Genomic DNA, 21865 nt, shown 5'->3' on the forward strand with positions numbered 1-21865 from the left:
AGCCTGAGCGCACAATGCTGGGCAAATCGCCAGGTTGTTGATAAAACACTATCTGTAAAAGATACTTACCTGAAAAATTGAAAGACTATTCTAGCTTGGCAATACTGACTGGGCTGTTTTGCTGAATGGGGAATCGCCTCGGCGATACAGGCAGCAGAAGTAGAATTCCTCTCGAAGTTCGAGAAAAAAGATAAAAAGGGATGACGCTATGGTTCGGGTTCGCAAACTGGTGCTGGCAATTGCAGCTGCTTCGGCGCTGTCCTCCGGTGTGGCGCACGCGCTGGGTCTTGGGCAGGTTTCCCTGCAGTCGGCGCTGAATCAACCGCTGGTCGCCGAGATCGAGTTGCTTGAGGTTCGCGATCTGGAAAACGCGGAAGTGGTCCCTCGTATCGCTTCGGCCGAGGAATTCAACAAAGCAGGCGTTGATCGGCAGTTCTTTCTGACTGACCTGAAATTCACCCCGGTCATCAAGCCCGGTGGCAAAAGCGTCATTCGCGTCACTTCGAGCAAGCCGGTTCGCGAGCCTTACCTCAACTTCCTCGTCGAAGTGATCTGGCCGAACGGCCGCCTGCTGCGCGAATACACCCTGCTGGTGGATCCGCCTCTGTACACGCCGGCTCCGGTGACTTCCAGTCCTGCGCGCATGCCGGCTGTTGCGCCGAGCCAGACGCCGGTTCGCAGCAGCATCGCTTCTACCGCTCCCGTACGTACTACCGCCCCGACAACCAGCACCGCTTCTACCGCCGCGCCCCTGCAGGGTAACGAATACCGCACCAATAGCAGTGACACGCTTTGGGAAATCGCCCAGCGTGTCCCGGGCGGCTCGGTTCATCAAGCCATGCTGGCGATCCAGGATCTCAATCCCAATGCCTTCATCGACGGCAATATCAACCGTCTGAAGAGCGGTCAGGTTCTGCGTCTGCCCGATGAGCAGCAACTACAGAGCCGTTCGCGTACCGAGGCTATTGCCCAGGTCGCTCAGCAGAACACTGCCTGGCGCGAGGGGCGTGCCCTGGCTTCGGGTGCGCGTCAGATCGATGCAACCAAACGCAATGTGGCGGGTGCGGCGCCTGCTAAGGCCGACGCCGGAGACAGCCTGCGCCTGGTCGCCTCCGACAGCGGCAAGTCCACCTCCGGTAGCGACAAGGGTAATGCCCAGAGCAAGGCCCTTAGCGACAAGTTGGCGGTTACCCAGGAAAGCCTTGACTCGAGTCGTCGTGAGAACACCGAACTGCAAGGTCGGGTTGATGACCTGGAGAGCCAGCTTGAGAAGCTGCAGCGTCTGATTCAGTTGAAGGATGACCAGCTGGCGAAAATGCAGGCTGATCTCGCAGCGCAGGAGAAGAGCGCGGCTGAAGCCAAGGCGGCTGCTCCGGCAGTAGTGCCCGCCGATGAGTTGCGGCCGGCGGAGGCTCCGGTGCCAGACAATGGCAGCGCGCCCAAGGTCGAGCAGGGGGCAGAACTGGGCGCCGCTCCGCAGCAGGAGGCGACGCCGGACTTCAACTACAGCGAGGAGCCCGCACCCGCGGACCCTCAGGCGCAAAACGAAAAGCCGGCTGAACAGCCGGCTGTTTCCGTTAAGCCCGAGCCGGTTGCCCCGGTCGCACCGCCGCAGGCTCAGCCCAAGCCGGTGGCTCCGGTAGTCGCGCCCGAGGCGCCGGCAACCAGCTTCATCGACGATCTGCTGGCCGATCCGCTGATGCTTGGCGTGGTGGGCGGCGGTGCGCTGCTGGTGCTGTTGATCGGTCTGATGATTCTGTCCCGTCGCAATGCAATGAAGGAAGCCGAGCTTCAGGAAGCCCTGGCGGCGCAAGACGAAGGTTCCTTCGACGGCTCGATCGGCTTCAACGACAACGGCTTCGACAGTCTGGATATCGGTGGAAGCCCAAGCGTCGAGCCGGAAGCGCCGGTTTCTGCGCAGACCGCAGATGCTCTCGGTGAGGCTGACATCTACATCGCTTATGGCAAGTTCGCCCAGGCGGCCGAGCTACTACAGAACGCCATCAACGAAGAGCCTCATCGCGCTGACCTGCGACTGAAGCTGATGGAAGTCTATGCCGAGCTCGATGATCGCGAGGGCTTCGCCCGCGAAGAGAACGAGCTGCGTGAAATCGGTGGTGCGGGTGCCCAGCTGGATCAGCTCAAGGCCAAGTACCCGGCGATGGTGGCGGTCTCCACTGCTGCGTCCGCATCGATGCTGGAGGACTTCAGCTTCGACAACCTTGATCTGGATGAGAAGCCGCAAACCACCGAGCCGGCACCGCTGGCTGCCGGCAGCGACCTGGACGATTCCTTCGACCTGAGCCTGGATGATTTGGAAGCAGAACTGGATCGTGATCTTCAGTCTGCCGCTCCTCAGGCGAGCAACGACTTTGCCGACCTGTCGCTGGATGATCTGTCGCTGTCGAACGAAGCGCCTGCTGCCGACAATCCGGGTTTCGATCTGGATCTCTCCGGTCCTGCCGCTGGTACCGTGGCGGCGGAGGAGTCCCTTGCCGACTTCGATCTCGAGCTGGATGCTCCTGTAGCCTCCGATAATGGGCTGGCCGACGACGAGTTCATGCTCAGTCTCGACGAAGACCTGGGGCTGGATGCGCCTGCTGCTCAGGGCTCGACCGATCTGGGTGCCGATCTCGAGCTGGAAGCTGGCGAGCTGGATATGCCGGCGGACTTCGACCTGTCGCTGGCCGAGGATGCGCCGGCCGACGCGGCTGCTGACGCTGAAGCAGACGCCTTCCTGTCCGGGCTCGACGAGGTTGGTGGCGAACTCGATGAGCTTTCTGCTGATCTGCATCTGCCTGCAGAAGAAGTACCAGTTGCCAGTGCGGCGCCTCTTGCAGTCGATGGCGATGATGATTTCGACTTCCTCTCCGGCACTGACGAAACCGCTACCAAGCTGGATCTTGCGCGGGCCTACATCGATATGGGCGACACCGAAGGTGCTCGTGACATTCTCGACGAGGTCATCAGCGAGGGCAGTGTCGCCCAGCAGAGCGAGGCACGCGATTTGCTCGCCGGCCTTTCCTGACAGTGAGTTCAGTAGTACCAACAGCGGCAGCCGAAACGGCTGCCGCTGGCGTTTCCAGGATCGCCCTGGGCGTCGAATACAAGGGCAGTCGTTATCGCGGCTTTCAGCGTCAGCGGGCCGGAGTCGCGTCGATTCAGGAGGCGCTGGAAAAGGCGATCTCCAAGGTGGCAGGAGGGCATCCGGTTACGCTCAGCTGTGCTGGTCGTACCGATGCGTTGGTGCATGCCTGCGGCCAGGTGGTGCATTTCGACACCACCGTCGAGCGCAGCATGCATGCCTGGGTCATGGGTTCGAATCTCAACCTGCCGGGTGACATCAGCGTCACCTGGGCGCAGAAGATGCCGTCACACTTCGACGCGCGCTTCAGCGCGATGGCGCGGCGTTATCGCTATGTCATCTACAACGATCAGATCCGGCCTGCGCAGATGGCCGAAGAGGTGACCTGGAATCATCGCCCGCTCGATCTTGCGCGGATGCGCGAGGCGGCTCGGGTTTTCGTCGGCACCCATGACTTCAGTGCGTTTCGTGCCCGGCAGTGCCAAGCCAAATCGCCGGTAAAGACGGTGCATCACCTCGAGTTCTTTGAGCAGGGGCGTTTCATTGTTCTCGACATCCGCGCCAATGCCTTTCTACACCACATGGTGCGCAATCTGGCCGGAGTACTGATGACCATTGGTGCCGGGGAGCGGCCGGTGGAATGGGCGGCGGAGGTGCTCGAATCGCGCCTGCGCCGAACCGGCGGCGTCACTGCCCATCCTTACGGGCTCTACCTGGTCGAGGTCGACTACCCGGCGGAGTTCGACCTGCCCAGGCGCTTTCTCGGTCCGCACTTTCTCTCCGGACTGCCGGATTGTCGTGGTGCGAGTCTGTGCGAATGAGCGTCTTGCAGCGCGATCTGCTTTTGCTAATATCCAGGCTCTTTTTGAGGTAACCAGCATTTGTCAGCCGTTCGCAGCAAGATCTGTGGAATTACCCGCGTAGAGGATGCACTCGTTGCCGCCGAGCAGGGTGCAGATGCCATAGGTCTGGTGTTCTATGCAAAGAGTCCGCGGGCCGTCGATGCGTCTCGTGCCAGGGAAATCCTGCGTGCGCTGCCCCCGTTCGTGACCAGCGTAGGGCTGTTCGTCGATGCTACGACGGCCCAGGTCAAGGAGGTCCTGCGTGTGGTTCCGCTGGATCTGCTGCAGTTTCACGGTGACGAGACGGCGGAGTATTGCGAAAGCTTCGGCCGGCCGTACATCAAGGCATTGCGTGTGCGTCCGGATCTCCCGCTTCGCCAGCAGTGTGCGAGCTTTGCCAGTGCCTCGGGCATCCTGCTGGACAGCTACGTTCCCGGGGTTCCAGGAGGTACCGGTGAGGCTTTCGACTGGTCGCTGGTGCCTGCCGACCTGGGCAAGCCGGTGATTCTTGCCGGTGGACTCGATGCGCAGAACGTGGCCGCCGCCATCGCTCAGGTGCGTCCTTATGCGGTGGATGTGAGTGGCGGCGTCGAACGCGACAAGGGTCTCAAGGACCCCCTAAAGGTCGCGGCATTTCTGCAGGCGGTGCGGGCTGCTGTCTGATGTGACGATGGCTGTACCTTGGCCGTCCAAAGGCCTGTCGTGCGCAGGCTGGCGCTTGAAATGGTGCGCTGAACGGCGCGTTTGCGTCGAGGCGACAACGAATTCACACCCGGGCGGGCCGCCTTGAATGGCAGGTTCGCGGGTCAATGGCTTGGGAGAAGAGGCATGAGTAACTGGCTGGTAGACAAGCTGATCCCCTCGATCATGCGTTCCGAGGTAAAGAAGAGCTCGGTACCCGAGGGCCTGTGGCACAAGTGCCCGTCCTGCGAGGCGGTGCTTTACCGTCCGGAGCTTGAGAAGACCCATGATGTCTGCCCCAAGTGCAATCATCACATGCGTATTGACGCGCGCCGTCGCCTCGACCTGTTTCTGGATGAGGAAGGGCGTAGCGAGATCGGCGCCGAGCTCGAGCCGGTTGATCGGCTGAAGTTTCGTGACAGCAAGAAGTACAAGGATCGCCTGGTTGCGGCGCAGAAGCAGACCGGCGAAAAAGATGCACTGATCGCGATGAGCGGTGCGCTGGAAGGCATGCCGTTGGTGGCCTGTGCCTTTGAATTCTCCTTCATGGGCGGCTCGATGGGCGCGATCGTCGGCGAGCGCTTCGTGCAGGCGGCCAACGTTGCGCTGGAAAAGCGTTGCCCGCTGATCTGCTTCGCCGCCTCCGGCGGTGCGCGCATGCAGGAAGCGTTGATTTCCCTGATGCAGATGGCCAAGACCTCGGCGGTCCTGGCGCGCTTGCGCGAGGAGGGGATTCCGTTCATCTCGGTGCTGACCGATCCTGTCTATGGTGGCGTTTCGGCGAGCCTGGCGATGCTCGGTGACGTGATCGTTGCCGAGCCGCGTGCGCTGATCGGCTTTGCCGGTCCGCGAGTGATCGAGCAGACGGTTCGCGAGAAGCTGCCGGAAGGCTTCCAGCGCAGCGAGTTCCTTCTTGAGCACGGCGCAATCGACATGATCATTCCGCGCAGCGAGCTGCGTCCGCGTCTGGCGCGCCTGCTTGGCCAGTTCATGCATCTGCCCGTCAGCGCATGACCCAACGCAGCCTGGCCGATTGGCTGGCCTACCTCGAGCAACTGCATCCCAGTGCCATCGACATGGGCCTGGAGCGGGTTGCCGAGGTCGCCGCCCGGTTGGGTCTGGGGCGCCCCGCCAAGCGGGTGGTGACGGTTACCGGTACCAATGGCAAAGGCTCTACCTGTGCCTTCCTGGCCGCGTTGCTGGCGGGTCGGGGGCACAAGGTTGGAATCTACAGCTCGCCCCATCTGCTGCAGTACAACGAGCGCGTCGTCATCGATGGTCAGATGGTCGCTGATGACGCGCTTTGTCGTGCTTTTTCAGCGGTCGAGGCGGCGCGCGGCGATACCAGCCTGACCTACTTCGAGATGGGCACGCTCGCAGCCTTGTGGCTGTTCGAGCAGGCCGAGCTGGGCGTCGCGGTGCTCGAAGTCGGCCTGGGCGGGCGGCTGGATGCAGTCAACCTGATCGATGCCGATCTTGCGCTCATCACCAGCATCGGCGTGGATCACGCCGAATGGCTCGGCGACAGTCGCGAGTCGGTGGCCCGCGAGAAGGCGGGGATCATGCGCGCTGGGCGTGCGGCGCTGTGCGGTGATCCGCAGCCCCCGGCCAATCTTCTGCAGTACGCCAACACCCTGGGTGTCGAGCTGAGCATTCGCGGACGCGATTTCGATCTCGCTGTCGAGGGTTCCGGTTGGCGCTGGAGCGGCCGCAGCGCCCAGGGCGATAGCCTCACCCTGGATGAGCTGCCGCTGCTTGATCTGCCGATGGAAAATGCCGCGCTGGCCCTGCAGGCTTTCGTTCTGCTTGAGCCGCAGTGGCGCATCGAACAGGTTCGACGCGCTCTGGGGGATACTCGCCTGGTCGGGCGGCTGGATCGTCGTCAGGTGCAGGTCAATGGGCGCACTCTGACGCTGCTGCTGGACGTCGGGCATAATCCCCAGGCCAGCGAGTTTCTCGCTGGTCGCCTGCGTCAACGCGCTTGCGCCGGGCGTCGTCACGCCGGGCGTCGTTACGCTGTTTTCGGCCTGCTGGCCGACAAGGATCTGCCTGGCGTCGTGCAGCCGTTGCTGGATCTCGTCGATACGTGGGCGGTGGCGCCCTTGCCTTGTGGGCGCAGCCGGGCGGCAGCTGAATTGCGTGAAGTGTTGAGCGGTTTCGGCGCGCGCAGTGTCGAAGCTGGCTCGGTAGCCGAGGCGCTCGACAAACAGTGCGCCCAGGCTGACGAGCAGGACGAGATATTGGTGTTCGGTTCTTTTTATTGCGTCGCCGAAGCGCTGGCCTGGCTGGCTCGGCATTAGCAGGAGAGTGGTTATGGCATTGCTGGACAAGGGACTCAAGCAGCGCATCGTCGGTGCGCTGGTACTGGTCGCGCTGGCGGTGATCTTTCTGCCGATGCTGCTTTCACGCCAGGACGAGCGCGCCAGCATCGAGGTGGAAGTGCCTACGGCACCGGTTTCACCGGGAATGCCGGAAACGGTCGCGCCGCCGGTAGAGGTGCCGGTCGCCAGCGAGCCGGTGCCGGGTGATGTCGATCAGCCTCTACCGCTGGAGCCGCAACCGCTCGTCGAGCCCGCGACGCCTGCTCAGGTTGAATCCTCCCGGCCGGCAGCAGCAGCGTCGGAAACGCCTGCTTCGCGTCTCGACGAGGCGAGCCTGCCGGTCAGCTGGTCCGTTCAGCTCGCCAGCCTGTCCAGTCGCCCTGGGGCGGAAGCGTTGCAGAAGACCTTGCGCAGTCAGGGTTACAACGCCTACATCCGCCAGGCGGACGGAATGAATCGGGTCTTCGTCGGGCCGGTGATCGAGCGCAAGGAGGCCGATCGCCTGCGTGATCAGCTCAACCGCCAGCACAAGCTCAGCGGCTTCGTGGTGCGCTTCCAGCCAGAGCGTTCCTGAGGGCGGCTTACCCCTGCTGCGGTGCTCTGCTAGAATGCGCGGCCTCCACTTTCGGTAGGCGCAGTCGTGGCATTCAGTTGGGTCGATTGGGCGTTCATCGCCGTCATCGCCGTTTCCAGTCTGATCAGTTTGAAGCGTGGCTTCGTCAAGGAAGCGCTGTCTCTGCTTACCTGGATCGTCGCTGGCGTGGTCGCCTGGATGTTCGGCGGAGCACTATCGCATTACCTGGCCGGCTACATCGAAACGCCTTCGGTGCGAGTCATCGCGGCCTGTCTCATTCTGTTCGTCGCCACCTTGCTGGTGGGGGCGCTGATCAACTTTCTCATCGGGGAGCTGGTGCGCGTCACCGGGCTGTCCGGTACTGATCGTTTCCTTGGCATGGTCTTCGGCGCGGCGCGCGGCGCCTTGCTGCTGGTGGTCGCGGTTGGATTGCTCAGCCTGTTGCCGGTGCAGCAGGACCGCTGGTGGCAGGAGTCGCGCCTGATGCCGCATTTCCTGATGGTTGCGGACTGGTCGAAGAATCTGATTCTGGGCATGAGCGGCCGCGCCGAGCAGGGCGAACTGCCCGAGCGAGGGGGGCAGGAGCCAGTGCCAATGGTCGTTCCGGCAGGCTGAATCGCAGTATGTGGTGCGACGCCAGGCGTCGCTCCGTCGAGGTTTGAACTACTAGCAGGGGTTGCGTCACATGTGTGGCATCGTCGGTATCGTCGGCAAGTCGAACGTCAATCAGGCGCTGTATGACGCGCTCACCGTCCTTCAGCATCGCGGCCAGGACGCTGCCGGTATTGTCACCAGTCATGAGGGGCGCCTGTTCCTGCGCAAGGACAACGGGCTGGTGCGCGATGTCTTCCAGCAGCGGCACATGCAGCGGCTGGTAGGCAGCATGGGCATCGGTCACGTGCGCTATCCCACCGCCGGCAGCTCCAGCTCCGCCGAGGCGCAGCCGTTCTATGTCAACTCGCCCTATGGCATCACCCTGGCGCACAACGGCAACCTGACCAACGTGCAGCAGTTGGCCAAGGAGATCTACGAGTCCGATCTGCGCCACGTCAACACCAGCTCCGACTCCGAAGTCCTGCTCAACGTGTTCGCCCACGAGCTGGCGGTGCGCGGCAAGCTGCAGCCGACCGAGGAGGACGTGTTCGCCGCAGTCTCCGGTGTGCATGAGCGCTGCAAGGGTGGTTACGCGGTGGTGGCGATGATCACCGGCTACGGCATCGTCGGTTTCCGCGACCCCAACGCGATCCGTCCGATCGTCTTCGGCCAGCGCCATACCGACGAAGGCGTCGAGTACATGATCGCCTCGGAAAGTGTCGCGCTGGACGTGCTCGGCTTCAGCCTGATTCGCGACCTGGCCCCGGGCGAGGCGGTCTACATCACCGAGGGCGGCAAACTGCACACACGCCAGTGCGCGACCAGCCCGAACTACTCTCCGTGCATCTTCGAGCATGTCTACCTGGCGCGTCCGGACTCGATCATGGACGGCGTTTCGGTCTACAAGGCACGCCTGCGCATGGGTGAGAAGCTGGCCGAGAAGATCCTCCGCGAGCGTCCGGATCACGGCATCGACGTGGTCATCCCGATTCCCGACACCAGCCGCACCTCGGCACTGGAGCTGGCCAATCGCCTCGGCGTGAAGTTCCGCGAGGGCTTCGTCAAGAATCGCTACATCGGCCGCACCTTCATCATGCCGGGGCAGGCGGCGCGGAAGAAATCCGTGCGCCAGAAGCTCAACGCCATCGAGCTGGAGTTCCGTGGCAAGAACGTCATGCTGGTCGACGACTCGATCGTTCGCGGCACCACCTGCAAGCAGATCATCCAGATGGCGCGCGAGGCGGGGGCGAAGAACGTCTACTTCTGCTCGGCGGCGCCGGCGGTACGCTACCCGAACGTCTATGGCATCGACATGCCCAGCGCCCACGAGCTGATTGCCCACAGCCGCAGCACCGAAGAAGTCTGCGAGCTGATCGGTGCCGACTGGCTGGTCTACCAGGATCTGGCTGACCTCGAAGAAGCGGTGCGTGACGGCAATCCGCAGATCGTCGGCTTCGACAGCGCGGTGTTCAACGGCGAGTACATCACCGGCGATATCGATAGCGTCTACCTGAACCGCATCGAGCAGGCGCGCAACGATTCGAGCAAGAACAGCAGCAACATGGTCAGCGCGATCATCGACCTCTACAACAACTGATACAGCCGTCGGCGCCTGCTCGGGCGTGCGCGATCGGCATTCGGAGCCTGGATATGACGATTGAATGGGATGCCGGTCGCCTGGACAGTGATCTTGAAGGCGCCGCCTTCGAGACCCTGGCGGTGCGTGCCGGGCAGCATCGCACGCCGGAAGCCGAGCACGGCGAAGCGCTGTTCATGACCTCCAGCTACGTGTTCCGCTCTGCTGCCGATGCGGCGGCGCGCTTTGCCGGCGAAGTGCCGGGCAACGTCTACTCGCGCTACACCAACCCGACCGTGCGTGCCTTCGAGGAGCGCATCGCCGCGCTGGAAGGCGCCGAGCAGGCGGTTGCCACGGCCTCCGGCATGGCCGCGATCCTGGCCATGGTCATGGGCCTGTGCAGTGCTGGCGATCACGTGCTGGTGTCGCGCAGCGTATTCGGCTCGACCATCAGTCTGTTCGAGAAGTACCTCAAGCGCTTCGGCATCCAGGTCGACTATCCGCCGCTGTCGGACCTGGCCGCCTGGGAAGCTGCCTGCAAGCCGAACACCCGCCTGCTGTTCGTCGAGTCGCCTTCCAACCCGTTGGCGGAGCTGGTCGATATCGCGGCGCTGGCCGAGATCGCCCATGCCCACGGCGCGCTGCTGGCGGTGGACAACTGCTTCTGTACGCCGGCGCTGCAGCAGCCGCTCAAGCTCGGCGCGGATCTGGTCATGCATTCGGCGACCAAGTTCATCGACGGCCAGGGCCGCTGCCTGGGGGGCGTGCTCGCCGGTCCGGCGGAGCTGATGAAGGAGATGGTCGGCTTTCTGCGCACTGCCGGGCCGACCCTCAGCCCGTTCAATGCCTGGCTGTTCCTCAAGGGACTGGAAACCCTGCGTATCCGCATGCATGCGCATTGCGCCGCGGCGCAGGAGCTGGCCGAGTGGCTGGCGGCTCAGCCGGGCGTCGAGCGCGTCTACTACGCAGGCCTTCCCAGTCACCCGCAGCACGAGCTGGCGCGCCGGCAGCAGAGCGCCTTCGGCGCTGTGGTCAGCTTCGAGGTCAGCGGTGGCAAGGAGGGCGCCTGGCGCTTCATGGACGCCACCCGGATGATCTCGATCACCACCAATCTGGGCGATACCAAGAGCACCATCGCCCATCCGGCGACCACCTCGCATGGCCGGTTGAGTCCGGCCGAGCGCGCCGCTGCCGGGATCAACGACAACCTGATCCGGCTGGCTGTAGGCCTGGAGGCGGTCGAGGATCTCAAGGCTGACCTGGCCCGCGGTATCGCCGCGCTCTGAGTGCTGCCGCCGATAGCTTGCGCTACAGCAGCTGCATTATCGGTAGGGCGGATTAGCCGCCTGCGGCGTAATCCGCCACGGACGGAGCGCTGAGCGCGTGGAACCGAGCACTGCTGAAGCCGCATGACTGCGCAGAAGTCGGCGCAATGCGCTGCGCTTATTGCGCCCTACGTCCTGTTGAGCTGAAACGAAAAACCCCGCCGGAGCGGGGTTTTTCGTTTGGCTGCTTCCCAGCGGCTCGTCTGTGCTCAGTCGCGCAGGTCGATGGCGCCACCGGTTTTGCCGTCGAACAGCTGATTGGGCGTGCCCGGCAGGATGTTCGGCTGGCGCTCGCCTTCGTGGAAAATATGCACGTCGGAGTACTTCTTGCCCGACAGCGCGGCGAGGCCGGCAGCGTCGCGAACCACAGTGGGACGCAGGAACACCATCAGGTTGCGCTTGATGTGCGACTCGCGGGTGGAGCGGAACAGGCCGCCAAGGATCGGGATATCACCCAGCAGCGGCACCTTGGAATCGGTGCGGGTGACATCGTCCTGGATCAGGCCGCCAAGTACGATCACCTGGCCGTCTTCAGCCAGGATGGTGCTTTTGATCGAGCGCTTGTTGGTCACCAGGTCCACTGCCTGGGCATTCAGGCCGCCACTGGGGGCGATCGAGGAGATCTCCTGCTCGATCTCCAGGCGCAGGGTGGCGCCGTCGTTGATGTGCGGAGTGACCTTGAGGGTGACGCCGATGTCCTTGCGCTCGATGGTGGTGAAGGGGTTGTTCGCGCCCGCCGCATCGGTGGTGTAGGAGCCGGTCTGGAAGGGCACGTTCTGGCCGACCAGGATCTCCGCCTTCTGGTTGTCCAGGGTCAGCAGGCTGGGCGTCGACAGCAGGTTGCTCTTGCTGTTGGAGGACAGGGCGGTGATCAGTGCGCCGAAGCTGTCGGTGCCGACGCCGATGATGGCGCCGTCCGGCAGGGTCACGTTGGGTGTTTCGTCCGACTGGATCGCGCTCAGTACGGTGCCTACCGAAAGGCCGGTGCCGGAGAAGTTGACCCCGCCGAGACCGCCGCGGTCACCGCGTGCATCTACTGCCCACTGCACCCCCAGCGCATCGTTGATATCGCCGGAAACCTCGACGATCGCAGCCTCGACCAGCACCTGGGCGCGCGGTACGTCCAGCTGGCGAACGATGTCTTCGAGGGTGGCGACCAGGTCCGGTTCGGCCAGCAGTACCAGGGCATTCAGGCTCTCGTCGGCGCGGATGAGGATGTTCTGCGGTTTGCTGGTCGCAGCACCTTCGCCGCCGCCTTCGGGATTCTTCATGCCTTCGGAGATTTCGCCGAGGGTCTCCGCGAGGCTCTTGGCGTCGTTATGGCGCAGGCGAATCACCCGGGTGTTCGCCGAACGGCTGGTGGGGGTATCGAGCGACTTGGCCAGGGCGACCAGCTTGGCCCGCGACGCCGGGGGACCCATCACGATCAGGCGGTTGGTACGGGCATCGGCGATGATCTGCGCGCCGGTACTGACGCCTTTCGGCTCGCCGCGCTGCAGCGCGCTGCGCAGCACCTCGGCGGTGTCCATGACCCAGGCGTACTGCAGGTTGAGCACGGTGTAGTCGGCGTTACCTTTCTGATCCAGCTGGCGGATCATCTCCTCGATGCGATCGATGTTGGCGCTGCGGTCACTGATGATCAGCGCATTCGCCGAGGTCACCGCGGCCATGTGGCCGTACTGCGGCACCAGCGGGCGAATAAGTGGAATGAGTTCGTTGGCCGAGGAGTGCTGTACCTGGATCATCCGCGTTTCCAGGCGGTCGGCGGCACGGGGGCCACTGTCGGCTTCGGCCTTGGCCTCGGCGTTGGGGATGATCCGCGCCTGGCCGTCCTGGGTAATGACGGTGAAGCCATGGGTAGCCATCACGGACAGAAACAGCTGGTAGACCTGGCTCAGGTTCATCGCCGATTTGGACACGACGGTGACCTGGCCCTTGACCCGCGGATCGACGATGAAGGTCTCACCGCTGATGTCGGCAACCTGGTCGATGAAGTCGCGGATCGGTGCGTCCTTGAGATTGATGGTCCAGCTTTCTTCCTGCTGGGTCTGGGGGCTGGCTGGCGCCAGCGGCTCGGCAACGAGCGGCAACGGACTGCTGGCGAGTCCAGCGACGAGCAGGGCAATGGTCAGGCGCGATAGCTTCATCGATCAATCGTCTTCCGGAGTGTCTGTGGGGTACGGAGCGTCCAGCATGCTGGCTTCCATCTGCTGGCGGAGCTCTTCCATGCGCTGTTGCAGAAGTTCTTCATCGCCTTCTTGCAGGTCATCCAGGGTCACGGGGGGCGGCGGTGGGGTGTAGCCGGTGCGGTCGGCACTGTTGCTGGTGCGGGTGACCGGAAAACCGAGGCGTTCGATGCGGCCGTCGCGCTCGAGTTCGATGCGGTCGCGATAAACCGCATGCAGGCGAGTCGAGTCGTCGATCTTGTCGCCGACCACGAAGCGCTTGGCCGGCTCGCCGCCACGCTGCAGGATCGCGCTGGATTTCGCCGGGTCGGCATTGACGAAACTGCCGTTCAGGGTCAGGTCCAGGTTGGTCACCGGCGCATTGCCCTCGCTGCGGCGCGCAGGGCCGAACAGCGGTTCCAGGCGCTCGAGCGCAGGACCTTCCTGAGCTGCGCTGGCGTCGACCGGCGCTACCTGGGCAGGCGCGCGTAACAGACGCATCCATTCGGCGCTCTGCCAGGCGAGGCCGGCGCAGGTTGCCAACAGCAGGGCGGCACCGAGTAATGTGGGGGCTTGCTGCTTGAGCCGGTGGGGGCCAGCGAAGAGTTGCAAGGCGTTCACTCCATGGAATTATGAGTATGTGGTGTGGATCGCGCGCCGATCATAACAGCTGCAATCTCGTCTACCGCAACCCATACAGGTGGTGTTTGCCCTGCATTGTTGTGATAAAGATAGCCAGCCTGTGCGGTGTCGCGCACTGCGAAAAAAATCTATAAGAAATCGCGGAATCGCAATGTCTGACGGTCAGATTCGACAGTCATACTCTCCTGCGGTTGCCGTCTGAAGGCTCGATCATGAACGCCCTGCTCAATTCGCTGCCCCAGCGTCGTCTCCCATTTGGTTTTGCCAAGCGTCATGGAGTGGTTCTTGCCACCCAGGACAGCCAGCCGTGCCTGTTGCATCGTCCCGGCGTCGATCTGGTCGCCGTGGCCGAAGCGCAGCGCTTCGCCGGGGCCCGGCTGACGCTCAGGGCGCTCAGCCAGGAGGCCTTCGAACAGGCGCTGGCAGCCGCCTATCAGCACGACTCCTCCGCCGCGACCCAGCTGGCCGAGGATCTCGGCAATCTCGATCTGGCGGCGCTGGCCGACCAGGTGCCCGAGACCGAAGACCTGATGGAGCAGGAGGACGATGCGCCGATCATCCGCCTGATCAACGCCATCCTCGGCGAAGCGATCAAGGAGGGCGCCTCGGATATCCACCTGGAAACCTTCGAGAAGCGTCTGGTAGTGCGTTTTCGCGTCGACGGCGTGCTGCGCGAGGTGCTCGAGCCCAAGCGCGAGCTGGCCGCCTTGCTGGTGTCGCGGATCAAAGTCATGGCGCGCATGGATATCGCCGAGAAGCGCATTCCGCAGGACGGCCGGATTTCCTTGCGTGTCGGTGGTCGCGAGGTCGATATTCGCGTCTCGACCCTGCCGTCAGCCAACGGCGAGCGAGTGGTGATGCGTCTGCTCGACAAGCAGGCCGGGCGCCTGTCGCTGCGCCACCTGGGCATGAGCGACCGCGACCGCGTGCTGATGGAAGAAAACGTACGCAAGCCGCACGGCATCATCCTGGTTACCGGCCCGACCGGTTCAGGCAAGACCACCACCCTGTACGCCAGCCTGGTCAGCCTCAATGATCGCTCGCGCAACATTCTTACCGTCGAGGACCCGATCGAGTATCACCTCGAAGGCATCGGCCAGACCCAGGTCAATCCCAAGGTCGACATGACCTTTGCCCGCGGCCTGCGCGCCATCCTGCGCCAGGACCCGGACGTGGTGATGGTCGGCGAGATCCGCGACAAGGACACCGCCGAGATCGCCGTGCAGGCCTCGCTGACCGGGCACCTGGTGCTCTCGACCCTGCACACCAACAGTGCCATCGGCGCCATCACCCGCCTGGTCGACATGGGCGTCGAGCCGTTCCTGCTGTCCTCCTCCTTGCTCGGCGTACTGGCCCAGCGTCTGGTCCGCGTTCTATGCCCGCATTGCCGCGAGGCCTACAGCGCCGACGAGGCCGAGTGCCGGATGCTCGGCGTCGATCCGGCCAGCCCGCCAACCCTGTATCACGCCAAGGGTTGCAGTGAATGCCACCAGCACGGCTACAAGGGCCGGACCGGGATCTACGAGCTGGTGATCTTCGATGAGCCGCTGCGCACCATGATCCACAACGGCGCCTCGGAGCAGGACATGGGGCGCCACGCGCGCACCCTGGGCCCGAGTATCCGTGACGACGGCCGGCGCAAGGTGCTCGAGGGCAGCACCACGCTCGAGGAAGTACTGCGCGTGACCCGGGAGGAATAGATGACGAGGTTTTCCGCTCCCGTGTCTCGGCGGGCTCCCAGCGTGTCGGGAGTCTGCTGAATGGCCGCATTCGAATACATCGCACTGGACGCCAAGGGGCGCCAGCAGAAGGGCGTGCTCGAGGCCGACAGCCCGCGCCAGGTGCGCCAGATGCTGCGCGACCGGCAGCTGGCGCCGCTCGAGGTCAAGGCCACGCGCACCCGCGAGCAGGGTGGCGGGCTGGGTTTTGGTCGCAACCTGTCGGCGCGTGACCTGGCGCTGGTGACACGCCAGTTGGCGACCCTGGTGCAGGCTGCTTTGCCGATCGAGGAAGCCCTCGGCGCCGCGGCGGCGCAATCGACCACCCCGCGCATCCAGGCGATGCTGCTGGCGGTGCGCGCCAAGGTGCTCGAAGGCCACACCCTGGCCGACGCGCTGAAGGAATTTCCCGGCGCCTTTCCCGATCTCTACCGCGCCACCGTCTCTGCCGGTGAGCACGCCGGCCACCTGGGGCCGGTACTGGAACAGCTGGCCGATTACACCGAGCAGCGCCAGCAGTCGAAACAGAAGATCCAGCTGGCGTTGCTCTATCCGGTGATCCTGATGATCACCTCGCTGATCATCGTCGGCTTCCTGCTCGGCTTCGTGGTGCCGGACGTGGTGCGGGTGTTCGTCGACTCCGGGCAGACGCTGCCGGCGCTGACTCGCGGCCTGATCGCGGTGAGCGAACTGGTCAAGGGCTGGGGCTGGCTGTTCATCATCCTCAGCATCGCCGGGGTGATCGGCCTGCGCGCAGCGCTGAAGGACGAAGGGCGTCGCCGCCGCTGGCATGGGTTTCTGCTCAAGTTGCCGATGATGGGGCGGATGATGCGCGCCACCGATACCGCACGCTTCGCCTCGACCCTGGCAATCCTGACCCGCAGCGGCGTGCCGCTGGTCGAGGCGCTGGCGATCAGCGCCGAGGTGATCAGCAACAGAGTCATTCGCGGCGAGGTGGTGATCGCGGCGCAGAAGGTCCGCGAAGGCGGCAGTCTGACCCGCGCCCTGGATGCCAGCGGTCAGTTCCCGCCGATGATGCTGCACATGATCGCCAGCGGTGAGCGTTCCGGCGAGCTGGATTCGATGCTGGCGCGTACCGCGCGCAACCAGGAGAACGACCTGGCCGCGCAGATTTCCCTCTTGGTCGGCCTGTTCGAGCCGTTCATGCTGGTCTTCATGGGTGTGGTGGTGCTGGTCATCGTACTGGCGATCCTCATGCCGATTCTTTCTCTCAACCAACTGGTGGGGTAGCACGTGAGCAACGCACGCAGACAACAGGGTTTCACCCTGATCGAAATCATGGTGGTGGTGGTCATCCTCGGCATTCTTGCCGCGCTGGTGGTGCCGCAGGTAATGAGCCGGCCGGATCAGGCCAAGGTCACCGTGGCCCAGGGCGACATCAAGGGCATCGCCTCGGCGCTGGACATGTACAAGCTCGACAACCATTCCTACCCCAGCACCCAGCAGGGCCTCGAGGCGCTGGTGAAGAAGCCTTCCGGCAATCCGGCGGCGAAGAACTGGAACAAGGACGGCTACCTCAAGCGCGTGCCGGTCGATCCGTGGGGCAATGACTACCAGTACCTGTCGCCGGGTACCCGTGGCGCATTCGATCTGTACTCCTTTGGTGCCGACGGCAAGCAGGGCGGTACCGACCTGAACGCCGATATCGGCAACTGGGATCTCTGAACCCTCCATGCGCCCATCGCGGGGTTTTACGCTGGTCGAGCTGCTGGTGGTGCTGGTGATTCTCGGCAGCCTGGTGGGCCTGGCCGTGCTCAGCACCGGCATCGCCGGCACCTCGCGTGAGCTGCGCAGCGAGGCCGAGCGGCTCGCCGGGCTGATCGGCGTGCTGGTCGAGGAGGCGGTGCTGGACAACCGCGAGTACGGCCTGCGCCTGGAGCGCACCCGCTACCAGGTGGTCAGCTTCGACGAGGGCACCGCCACCTGGGTGGCCAAGCCGCGTTCCGAACACGTTCTGCCGGAGTGGGCGCAGCTCAGTTATGAGCTCGATGGCGAGCCTCTGCGTCTGGCCGGGCCCGGCGGCTCCAGCGAGGTCCCTGGCGACAATGACGACGAGGAAGACGACGCGGAGAAAGCCGAGGCGGCCCGCCAGCCGCAGCTGCTGATCCTTTCCAGTGGCGAGCTGAGCCCGTTCCGCCTGCAGCTCGAGGAGCGACGCAAGGATGGCGTGCGCCTGCAGCTGGCCAGTGACGGCTTCTCGCTGCCCAAGGTCGAGGTGCTCGAGAAGTGAAGCGCATGCGCGGATTCACCCTGCTCGAAGTGCTGGTGGCACTGGGGATCTTCGCGATCGTCGCCGCCAGCGTGCTCACCGCCAGCAGCCGCAGTCTGCAGAACGCCGCGCGGCTGGAAGAAAAGACCATGGCGATGTGGATCGCCGACAACCGTCTGAGCGAGATGCAACTGCTCGACCCGCCGCCGGGCGATGGCCGCGATCAGGGTGAGGTCGACTTCGCCGGGCGCCGCTGGGAGTGGCGCAGCGAAGTCAGTGCCACCAGCGAACCAGCCATGCGCCGGGTCGAGGTGCTGGTGGCGCCGCGTGTGGAGCGTGGCCCGCGCGGCGACATCGAGGAGCGCTCGGTGGCGCGCCTGAGCGGTTTCCTGAGTGCGCCGCAATGATCCGCAGTGCTCGCGGTTTCACCCTGCTGGAGCTTCTCATCGCCATCGCGATCTTCGCGCTGCTCGGGCTGGGCACCTATCGCATGCTCGATACCGTGCTGCGCACCGACGCGGCCACCCGCGCCCAGGAGCAGGATCTGCGTGAGTTGGTGCGTGCCCTGGCGGCCTTCGAGCGCGACCTGCTGCAGGCCCAGCCGCGACCGATCCGCGATCGCTTCGGCGATGCTCGCCCGGCGCTGGTCGGCGAGGTGCTGGATTCGGCCGCGGTGGAATTTACCCGCACCGGTTGGCGCAATCCGCTGGGCACGCCGCGTGCCCGGCTGCAGCGAGTGCGCTGGCAGCTCAGTGGCGAGCAGTGGCAACGGCGCTACTGGACCGTCATCGACCAAGCGCAGGACTCCCAGCCTCAGGTGCAGCAGGCACTCGACGGGGTGACCCGCTTCGAGCTGCGCTACCTGAACGAGAAGGGTGCCTGGGTCGATGGCTGGCCGGCCAGCGATGGCGAGCAGGCCGAGCGCAACGAGGGCCTGCCGCTGGCAGTCGAGCTGACCCTCGAACACCGCCGCTATGGTCAGTTGCGTCGCGTGCTGCGCCTGCCGGACGGCCCGCCCAAGCGTGAGCAGCAGGGCGAAGGCGCCGGTGCGGAAGGTGAAGGCGGCGAAGGCGGCGAGAGCGGGCTGGGCGGCGGCATGGAGCTGGGGCTGTGAGCCGGCAGCGTGGCGTGGCCCTGATCACCGTATTGCTGGTGGTGGCGGTGGTGACCATCGTCACCGCCGGAATCATCGCCCGCCAGCAACTGGCGATCCGCAGCGCCTCCAACCAGTTGCATGTGCGCCAGGCCTGGCAATACGCCCAGGGCGGCGAGACCCTGGCCAAGGCGATCCTGTTTCGCGACCTGCGCGAGGGCGACCGCCAGGCGCCGGTGGATCATCTCGGCGAAGCCTGGGCGCGGCCTTTCGCGCCGTTCAAGCTCGACGAGGGCGGCGAGTTGCGCGTGCGCATCGAGGACCCCAGCGGACGCTTCAATCTGAACAGTCTGGTGCGCCAGGGCCAACCCAACGAGCTCGCCCTGCAGCAGTTCCGCCGGTTGCTGCTGCGTCTGCAGATCGAGGAGCCGTACGCCGAGCGGCTGAAGGACTGGATGGATGCCGACCAGGACCCGACCGGCTCCTATGGCGCAGAAGACAACCAGTACCTGTTGGCGCAGCCGCCATACCGCACGCCGAACCGCGCGCTGGGCGATATCTCCGAGCTGCGCCTGCTGTTCAACATGCGCGAAGAGCACTACCGGCGCTTGGCGCCCTTCGTCAGTGCGCTGCCGCCGGACGCGGTGCTCAACGTCAACACCGCAAGCCCGATGGTGCTGTCGAGCCTGGCCGATGGCCTGAGTCCGGCGCTGGCCGCCGAGCTGGTCAGTGTCCGCGGCCTGCTGGGCTTTCGCGACCTGCAGGCGTTCCTCTCGCAGCCGGTGCTGGCCGGGCTTGGCGTGCAGGGCGAAGGGCTGGGGATCAATACGCAATATTTTCAGGTGGTCAGCGAAGTGAGTGTCGGTGATCGTCGTCAGGTGCTGGTCAGTCAACTACAACGCGGCCGTGATGGCCGCGTGCGGGTGCTGTCCCGTGATCTGGGGCAGAGCGGCTTGCCGCCGGCCCCCGTGCAGGAGTCTTCAGAATGAGTCAGGCGTGTATTTTTCTTCTTCCCTCGGCCTGTGCGGAAGCCGATGCCCAGGCCGAGGTGGTCTGGGTGCGTGACGACGAACAGCTGCGCCTGCCGTTCGCCGAGGCGCTGGCGCGCAGCGATGCCGGTTGGCGCCTGGTGCTGCCGGTCGAGGCAGTGACCGCCTGCGCGGTGCAGTTGCCGACGCAGAAGGCCCGCTGGCTGCGCCAGGCACTGCCGTTCGCGGTCGAGGAACTGCTGGCCGAGGACGTCGAACAGATGCACCTGGCGCTCGGCGAGCTGCTGGCCGACGGGCGCCACCGGGTGTTTGCGGTTCGGCGAGCCTGGCTGGCGGCCTGGCTGGAGCTGAGCGCCGGGCAGCCGCCGGCCAGCATCCAGGTCGACGCCGATCTGCTGCCGGCCGAAGGCACCCAGCTGTTGTGGGCCGAGCAGCGCTGGCTGCTGGGTGGCGAGGTGGCTGCACGCCTGTCCTTGTCCGACGAGGACTGCCGCGAGCTGTGCCCAGCCTTCCCCGAACCCCTGCATATCCGCGCCGAAGCCGGGCGCCCGGCGCCGGTCGCGGGGCATCAGCTACAGACGCTGGCCGATCCCTTCGCCTGGCTGGCGGCGCAGAAAGGCGGCTGCGACCTGGCCCAGGCCGAGTTCGCCCTGCAGCAGAGCGGCAACGACTGGAAGCGCTGGCGGCCGTTGTTCGTCGCGGCGGGCTTGTGCGTGCTGCTGCAATGGACCTTCTTCATGGCCCAGGGCTGGCACCTGGAGCGCGAGGGCGATGCCTATCGCCAGGCCAGTGAAGCGCTGTACCGCGAGTTGTTCCCTGAAGAAACCCGCCTGGTGAACCTGCGTGCGCAGTTCGACCAGAACCTGGCCAGCGGCGCCGGTGGCGGCAGCGGTCGTCTGCTGGTGCTGCTCGATCAGGCCAGCGCGGCGCTGCAGGCCGAGGGATCGACGGTGCAGGTGCAGCAGCTGGACTTCAGCGACAGCCGTGGCGATCTGTCGATGCAGGTACAGGCGCCGGGTTTTGATGTGCTGGAGCGTCTGCGTGAACGCCTGATCGAGGCCGGCCTTGCGGTCGAACTCGGCTCGGCCAGCCGCGAGGCAGCCGGCGTCAGTGCTCGTGTGGTTATCGGAGGTTGATGATGGGAACGACTAAACCACTGTTCGCGGGGCTCGAATCCTCGGTGCTGGTGCAACGCTGGCGCGGCATGCCGCCGCGCGATCGCCTGGCGCTGGGCCTGCTCGGCGGCTTCCTGCTGCTGGTGCTGCTGTACCTGATGGTCTGGCGTCCGGCGCAGGCCGGTGCGCTGCAGGCGCGCGACTACTACCAGCAGGAGCGTGAGCTGCACGCCTATCTGCAGGCCAACGCCGGGCGCGCCAGGGGGCTGCAGAGTGCGCCGCAGGAAACCGTGGACGCCTCGCGCCTGCAGGGCTTCGTGACCCGCAGCGCTGCAGAACACGGCATGACCATCGAACGCCTCGACAACGAAGGCGCGGGTGGTCTGCAGGTCAACCTGCAGCCGGTGGCCTTCGCCGATCTGCTGCGCTGGTTTGTCGAACTGGAGGCCAACGGTGTGCGCGTCGACGAGGCCGGGCTCGACCGCGCCGAACAGGGGCGGGTGACGGCACGGCTGACCCTGCGGACCGAAGGCTGAGGTGCAGGCGGCCAGCCGCTGTGCGACGAGCTTTTCCAGCGCAGCGGCAGATTTACGCAAGTCATTCTCGCAACAGGAGAAAAAAGATCGAAAGGCGTGTTGACTTGCCTGGGGTGCCCGAGTAAATTGCGCGCCTCGCAAGGCGAACGGCTGATTAGCTCAGCTGGGAGAGCACCTGCATCACACGCAGGGGGTCGGCGGTTCGATCCCGTCATCAGCCACCAACCCTTGTGAGATTTCGGACGAAAGTCCGGCCGACGCGCAGCGGTAGTTCAGTCGGTTAGAATACCGGCCTGTCACGCCGGGGGTCGCGGGTTCGAGTCCCGTCCGCTGCGCCATATCGAAAGCCCTTGGATAGCAATATCCAGGGGCTTTTTCT

Annotated in this window: 20 protein-coding genes and 2 tRNA genes; 20 read left to right on the forward strand and 2 right to left on the reverse strand. The window is 64.8% G+C overall.

Annotation, left to right across the window (positions count from 1 at the left end; translation table 11 throughout):
* Positions 1–208 precede the first annotated feature (208 nt).
* The 9 genes from DBO85_RS18200 to DBO85_RS18240 all read left to right on the forward strand — a co-directional run bounded on the left by DBO85_RS18200 (position 209) and on the right by DBO85_RS18240 (position 10959).
* Positions 209–3028 carry a FimV/HubP family polar landmark protein gene (locus DBO85_RS18200; RefSeq protein WP_108109126.1) on the forward strand — a complete coding sequence of 940 codons (2820 nt, stop codon included), beginning with the start codon at positions 209–211 and terminating at the stop codon, positions 3026–3028.
* A 2-nt stretch (positions 3029–3030) separates the two neighbouring features.
* A complete protein-coding gene (gene truA / locus DBO85_RS18205; RefSeq protein WP_108109128.1) occupies positions 3031–3906 on the forward strand; it encodes a tRNA pseudouridine(38-40) synthase TruA in 876 nt (291 codons plus the stop codon).
* A 60-nt stretch (positions 3907–3966) separates the two neighbouring features.
* Positions 3967–4590, forward strand: coding sequence for a phosphoribosylanthranilate isomerase (locus DBO85_RS18210; RefSeq protein ID WP_108109130.1), 624 nt, complete (start codon positions 3967–3969; stop codon positions 4588–4590).
* Between the two features lie 165 nt (positions 4591–4755).
* Positions 4756–5622, forward strand: coding sequence for an acetyl-CoA carboxylase, carboxyltransferase subunit beta (gene accD, locus DBO85_RS18215; RefSeq protein WP_108109132.1), 867 nt, complete (start codon positions 4756–4758; stop codon positions 5620–5622).
* Positions 5619–6908, forward strand: a complete 1290-nt coding sequence (folC, locus tag DBO85_RS18220) for a bifunctional tetrahydrofolate synthase/dihydrofolate synthase (RefSeq protein WP_108109134.1) — start codon at positions 5619–5621, stop codon at positions 6906–6908. The genes accD and folC overlap by 4 nt, the downstream gene beginning before the upstream one ends.
* Positions 6909–6921: 13 nt before the next feature.
* The gene (locus tag DBO85_RS18225) at positions 6922–7503 is read left to right on the forward strand and encodes an SPOR domain-containing protein (protein WP_108109136.1); all 582 of its coding nucleotides are present in this window, start codon (positions 6922–6924) and stop codon (positions 7501–7503) included.
* A 66-nt stretch (positions 7504–7569) separates the two neighbouring features.
* Positions 7570–8118, forward strand: a complete 549-nt coding sequence (locus DBO85_RS18230) for a CvpA family protein (RefSeq protein ID WP_108109138.1) — start codon at positions 7570–7572, stop codon at positions 8116–8118.
* 70 nt (positions 8119–8188) lie between these two features.
* Positions 8189–9694 carry an amidophosphoribosyltransferase gene (purF, locus tag DBO85_RS18235; protein ID WP_108109140.1) on the forward strand — a complete coding sequence of 502 codons (1506 nt, stop codon included), beginning with the start codon at positions 8189–8191 and terminating at the stop codon, positions 9692–9694.
* A 53-nt stretch (positions 9695–9747) separates the two neighbouring features.
* Positions 9748–10959, forward strand: coding sequence for an O-succinylhomoserine sulfhydrylase (locus DBO85_RS18240; protein ID WP_108109142.1), 1212 nt, complete (start codon positions 9748–9750; stop codon positions 10957–10959).
* 248 nt (positions 10960–11207) lie between these two features.
* On the opposite strand, the gene gspD is transcribed toward DBO85_RS18240, so the two are convergent.
* Complete coding sequence (gene gspD, locus DBO85_RS18245; RefSeq protein ID WP_108109144.1) at positions 11208–13145, reverse strand: type II secretion system secretin GspD; 1938 nt, start codon at positions 13143–13145, stop codon at positions 11208–11210.
* Between the two features lie 3 nt (positions 13146–13148).
* Positions 13149–13775: a type II secretion system protein N gene (locus DBO85_RS18250; protein ID WP_158268910.1), complete on the reverse strand. Its 627-nt coding sequence runs from the start codon at positions 13773–13775 to the stop codon at positions 13149–13151.
* Between the two features lie 242 nt (positions 13776–14017).
* On the opposite strand from DBO85_RS18250, the gene gspE reads away from it, so the two are divergent.
* The 11 genes from gspE to DBO85_RS18305 all read left to right on the forward strand — a co-directional run bounded on the left by gspE (position 14018) and on the right by DBO85_RS18305 (position 21824).
* Entirely contained in the window at positions 14018–15505 is a 1488-nt protein-coding gene (gene gspE, locus DBO85_RS18255) for a type II secretion system ATPase GspE (protein ID WP_108109148.1), read from the forward strand.
* A gap of 60 nt (positions 15506–15565) precedes the next feature.
* Positions 15566–16774, forward strand: a complete 1209-nt coding sequence (gene xcpS, locus DBO85_RS18260) for a GspF family T2SS innner membrane protein variant XcpS (protein ID WP_108109150.1) — start codon at positions 15566–15568, stop codon at positions 16772–16774.
* Positions 16775–16777: 3 nt separating this feature from the next.
* Complete coding sequence (gspG, locus tag DBO85_RS18265) at positions 16778–17209, forward strand: type II secretion system major pseudopilin GspG (protein ID WP_267895621.1); 432 nt, start codon at positions 16778–16780, stop codon at positions 17207–17209.
* A 7-nt stretch (positions 17210–17216) separates the two neighbouring features.
* The gene (gene gspH / locus DBO85_RS18270) at positions 17217–17774 is read left to right on the forward strand and encodes a type II secretion system minor pseudopilin GspH (protein WP_108109152.1); all 558 of its coding nucleotides are present in this window, start codon (positions 17217–17219) and stop codon (positions 17772–17774) included.
* Positions 17771–18160 carry a type II secretion system minor pseudopilin GspI gene (gspI, locus tag DBO85_RS18275; RefSeq protein ID WP_108109155.1) on the forward strand — a complete coding sequence of 130 codons (390 nt, stop codon included), beginning with the start codon at positions 17771–17773 and terminating at the stop codon, positions 18158–18160. The genes gspH and gspI overlap by 4 nt, the downstream gene beginning before the upstream one ends.
* Entirely contained in the window at positions 18160–18867 is a 708-nt protein-coding gene (gene gspJ / locus DBO85_RS18280) for a type II secretion system minor pseudopilin GspJ (RefSeq protein ID WP_158268913.1), read from the forward strand. The genes gspI and gspJ overlap by 1 nt, the downstream gene beginning before the upstream one ends.
* Entirely contained in the window at positions 18864–19835 is a 972-nt protein-coding gene (gspK, locus tag DBO85_RS18285) for a type II secretion system minor pseudopilin GspK (RefSeq protein WP_108109159.1), read from the forward strand. The genes gspJ and gspK overlap by 4 nt, the downstream gene beginning before the upstream one ends.
* Entirely contained in the window at positions 19832–20971 is a 1140-nt protein-coding gene (gene gspL, locus DBO85_RS18290) for a type II secretion system protein GspL (protein WP_108109161.1), read from the forward strand. The genes gspK and gspL overlap by 4 nt, the downstream gene beginning before the upstream one ends.
* 2 nt (positions 20972–20973) lie before the next feature.
* Entirely contained in the window at positions 20974–21486 is a 513-nt protein-coding gene (locus DBO85_RS18295) for a type II secretion system protein M (RefSeq protein WP_325051553.1), read from the forward strand.
* Between the two features lie 148 nt (positions 21487–21634).
* Positions 21635–21710, forward strand: a tRNA-Val gene (locus DBO85_RS18300).
* 37 nt (positions 21711–21747) lie between these two features.
* Positions 21748–21824, forward strand: a tRNA-Asp gene (locus tag DBO85_RS18305).
* Positions 21825–21865 lie beyond the last annotated feature (41 nt).

Origin of the sequence: Pseudomonas mangrovi, assembly GCF_003052585.1 — a bacterium.
GTDB classification, from domain to species: Bacteria; Pseudomonadota; Gammaproteobacteria; order Pseudomonadales; family Pseudomonadaceae; genus Aquipseudomonas; species Aquipseudomonas mangrovi.

Bases quoted from the DNA above. Each gene is read 5' to 3' on its own strand.
- DBO85_RS18200 (WP_108109126.1), top strand. From the start codon at position 209: ATGGTTCGGGTTCGCAAACTGGTGCTGGCAATTGCAGCTGCTTCGGCG.
- accD (WP_108109132.1), top strand. From the start codon at position 4,756: ATGAGTAACTGGCTGGTAGACAAGCTGATCCCCTCGATCATGCGTTCC.
- folC (WP_108109134.1), top strand. From the start codon at position 5,619: ATGACCCAACGCAGCCTGGCCGATTGGCTGGCCTACCTCGAGCAACTG.
- DBO85_RS18225 (WP_108109136.1), top strand. From the start codon at position 6,922: ATGGCATTGCTGGACAAGGGACTCAAGCAGCGCATCGTCGGTGCGCTG.
- purF (WP_108109140.1), top strand. From the start codon at position 8,189: ATGTGTGGCATCGTCGGTATCGTCGGCAAGTCGAACGTCAATCAGGCG.
- DBO85_RS18240 (WP_108109142.1), top strand. From the start codon at position 9,748: ATGACGATTGAATGGGATGCCGGTCGCCTGGACAGTGATCTTGAAGGC.
- gspD (WP_108109144.1), bottom strand. From the start codon at position 13,145: ATGAAGCTATCGCGCCTGACCATTGCCCTGCTCGTCGCTGGACTCGCC.
- gspE (WP_108109148.1), top strand. From the start codon at position 14,018: ATGAACGCCCTGCTCAATTCGCTGCCCCAGCGTCGTCTCCCATTTGGT.
- xcpS (WP_108109150.1), top strand. From the start codon at position 15,566: ATGGCCGCATTCGAATACATCGCACTGGACGCCAAGGGGCGCCAGCAG.
- gspH (WP_108109152.1), top strand. From the start codon at position 17,217: ATGCGCCCATCGCGGGGTTTTACGCTGGTCGAGCTGCTGGTGGTGCTG.
- gspL (WP_108109161.1), top strand. From the start codon at position 19,832: ATGAGTCAGGCGTGTATTTTTCTTCTTCCCTCGGCCTGTGCGGAAGCC.
- DBO85_RS18295 (WP_325051553.1), top strand. From the start codon at position 20,974: ATGGGAACGACTAAACCACTGTTCGCGGGGCTCGAATCCTCGGTGCTG.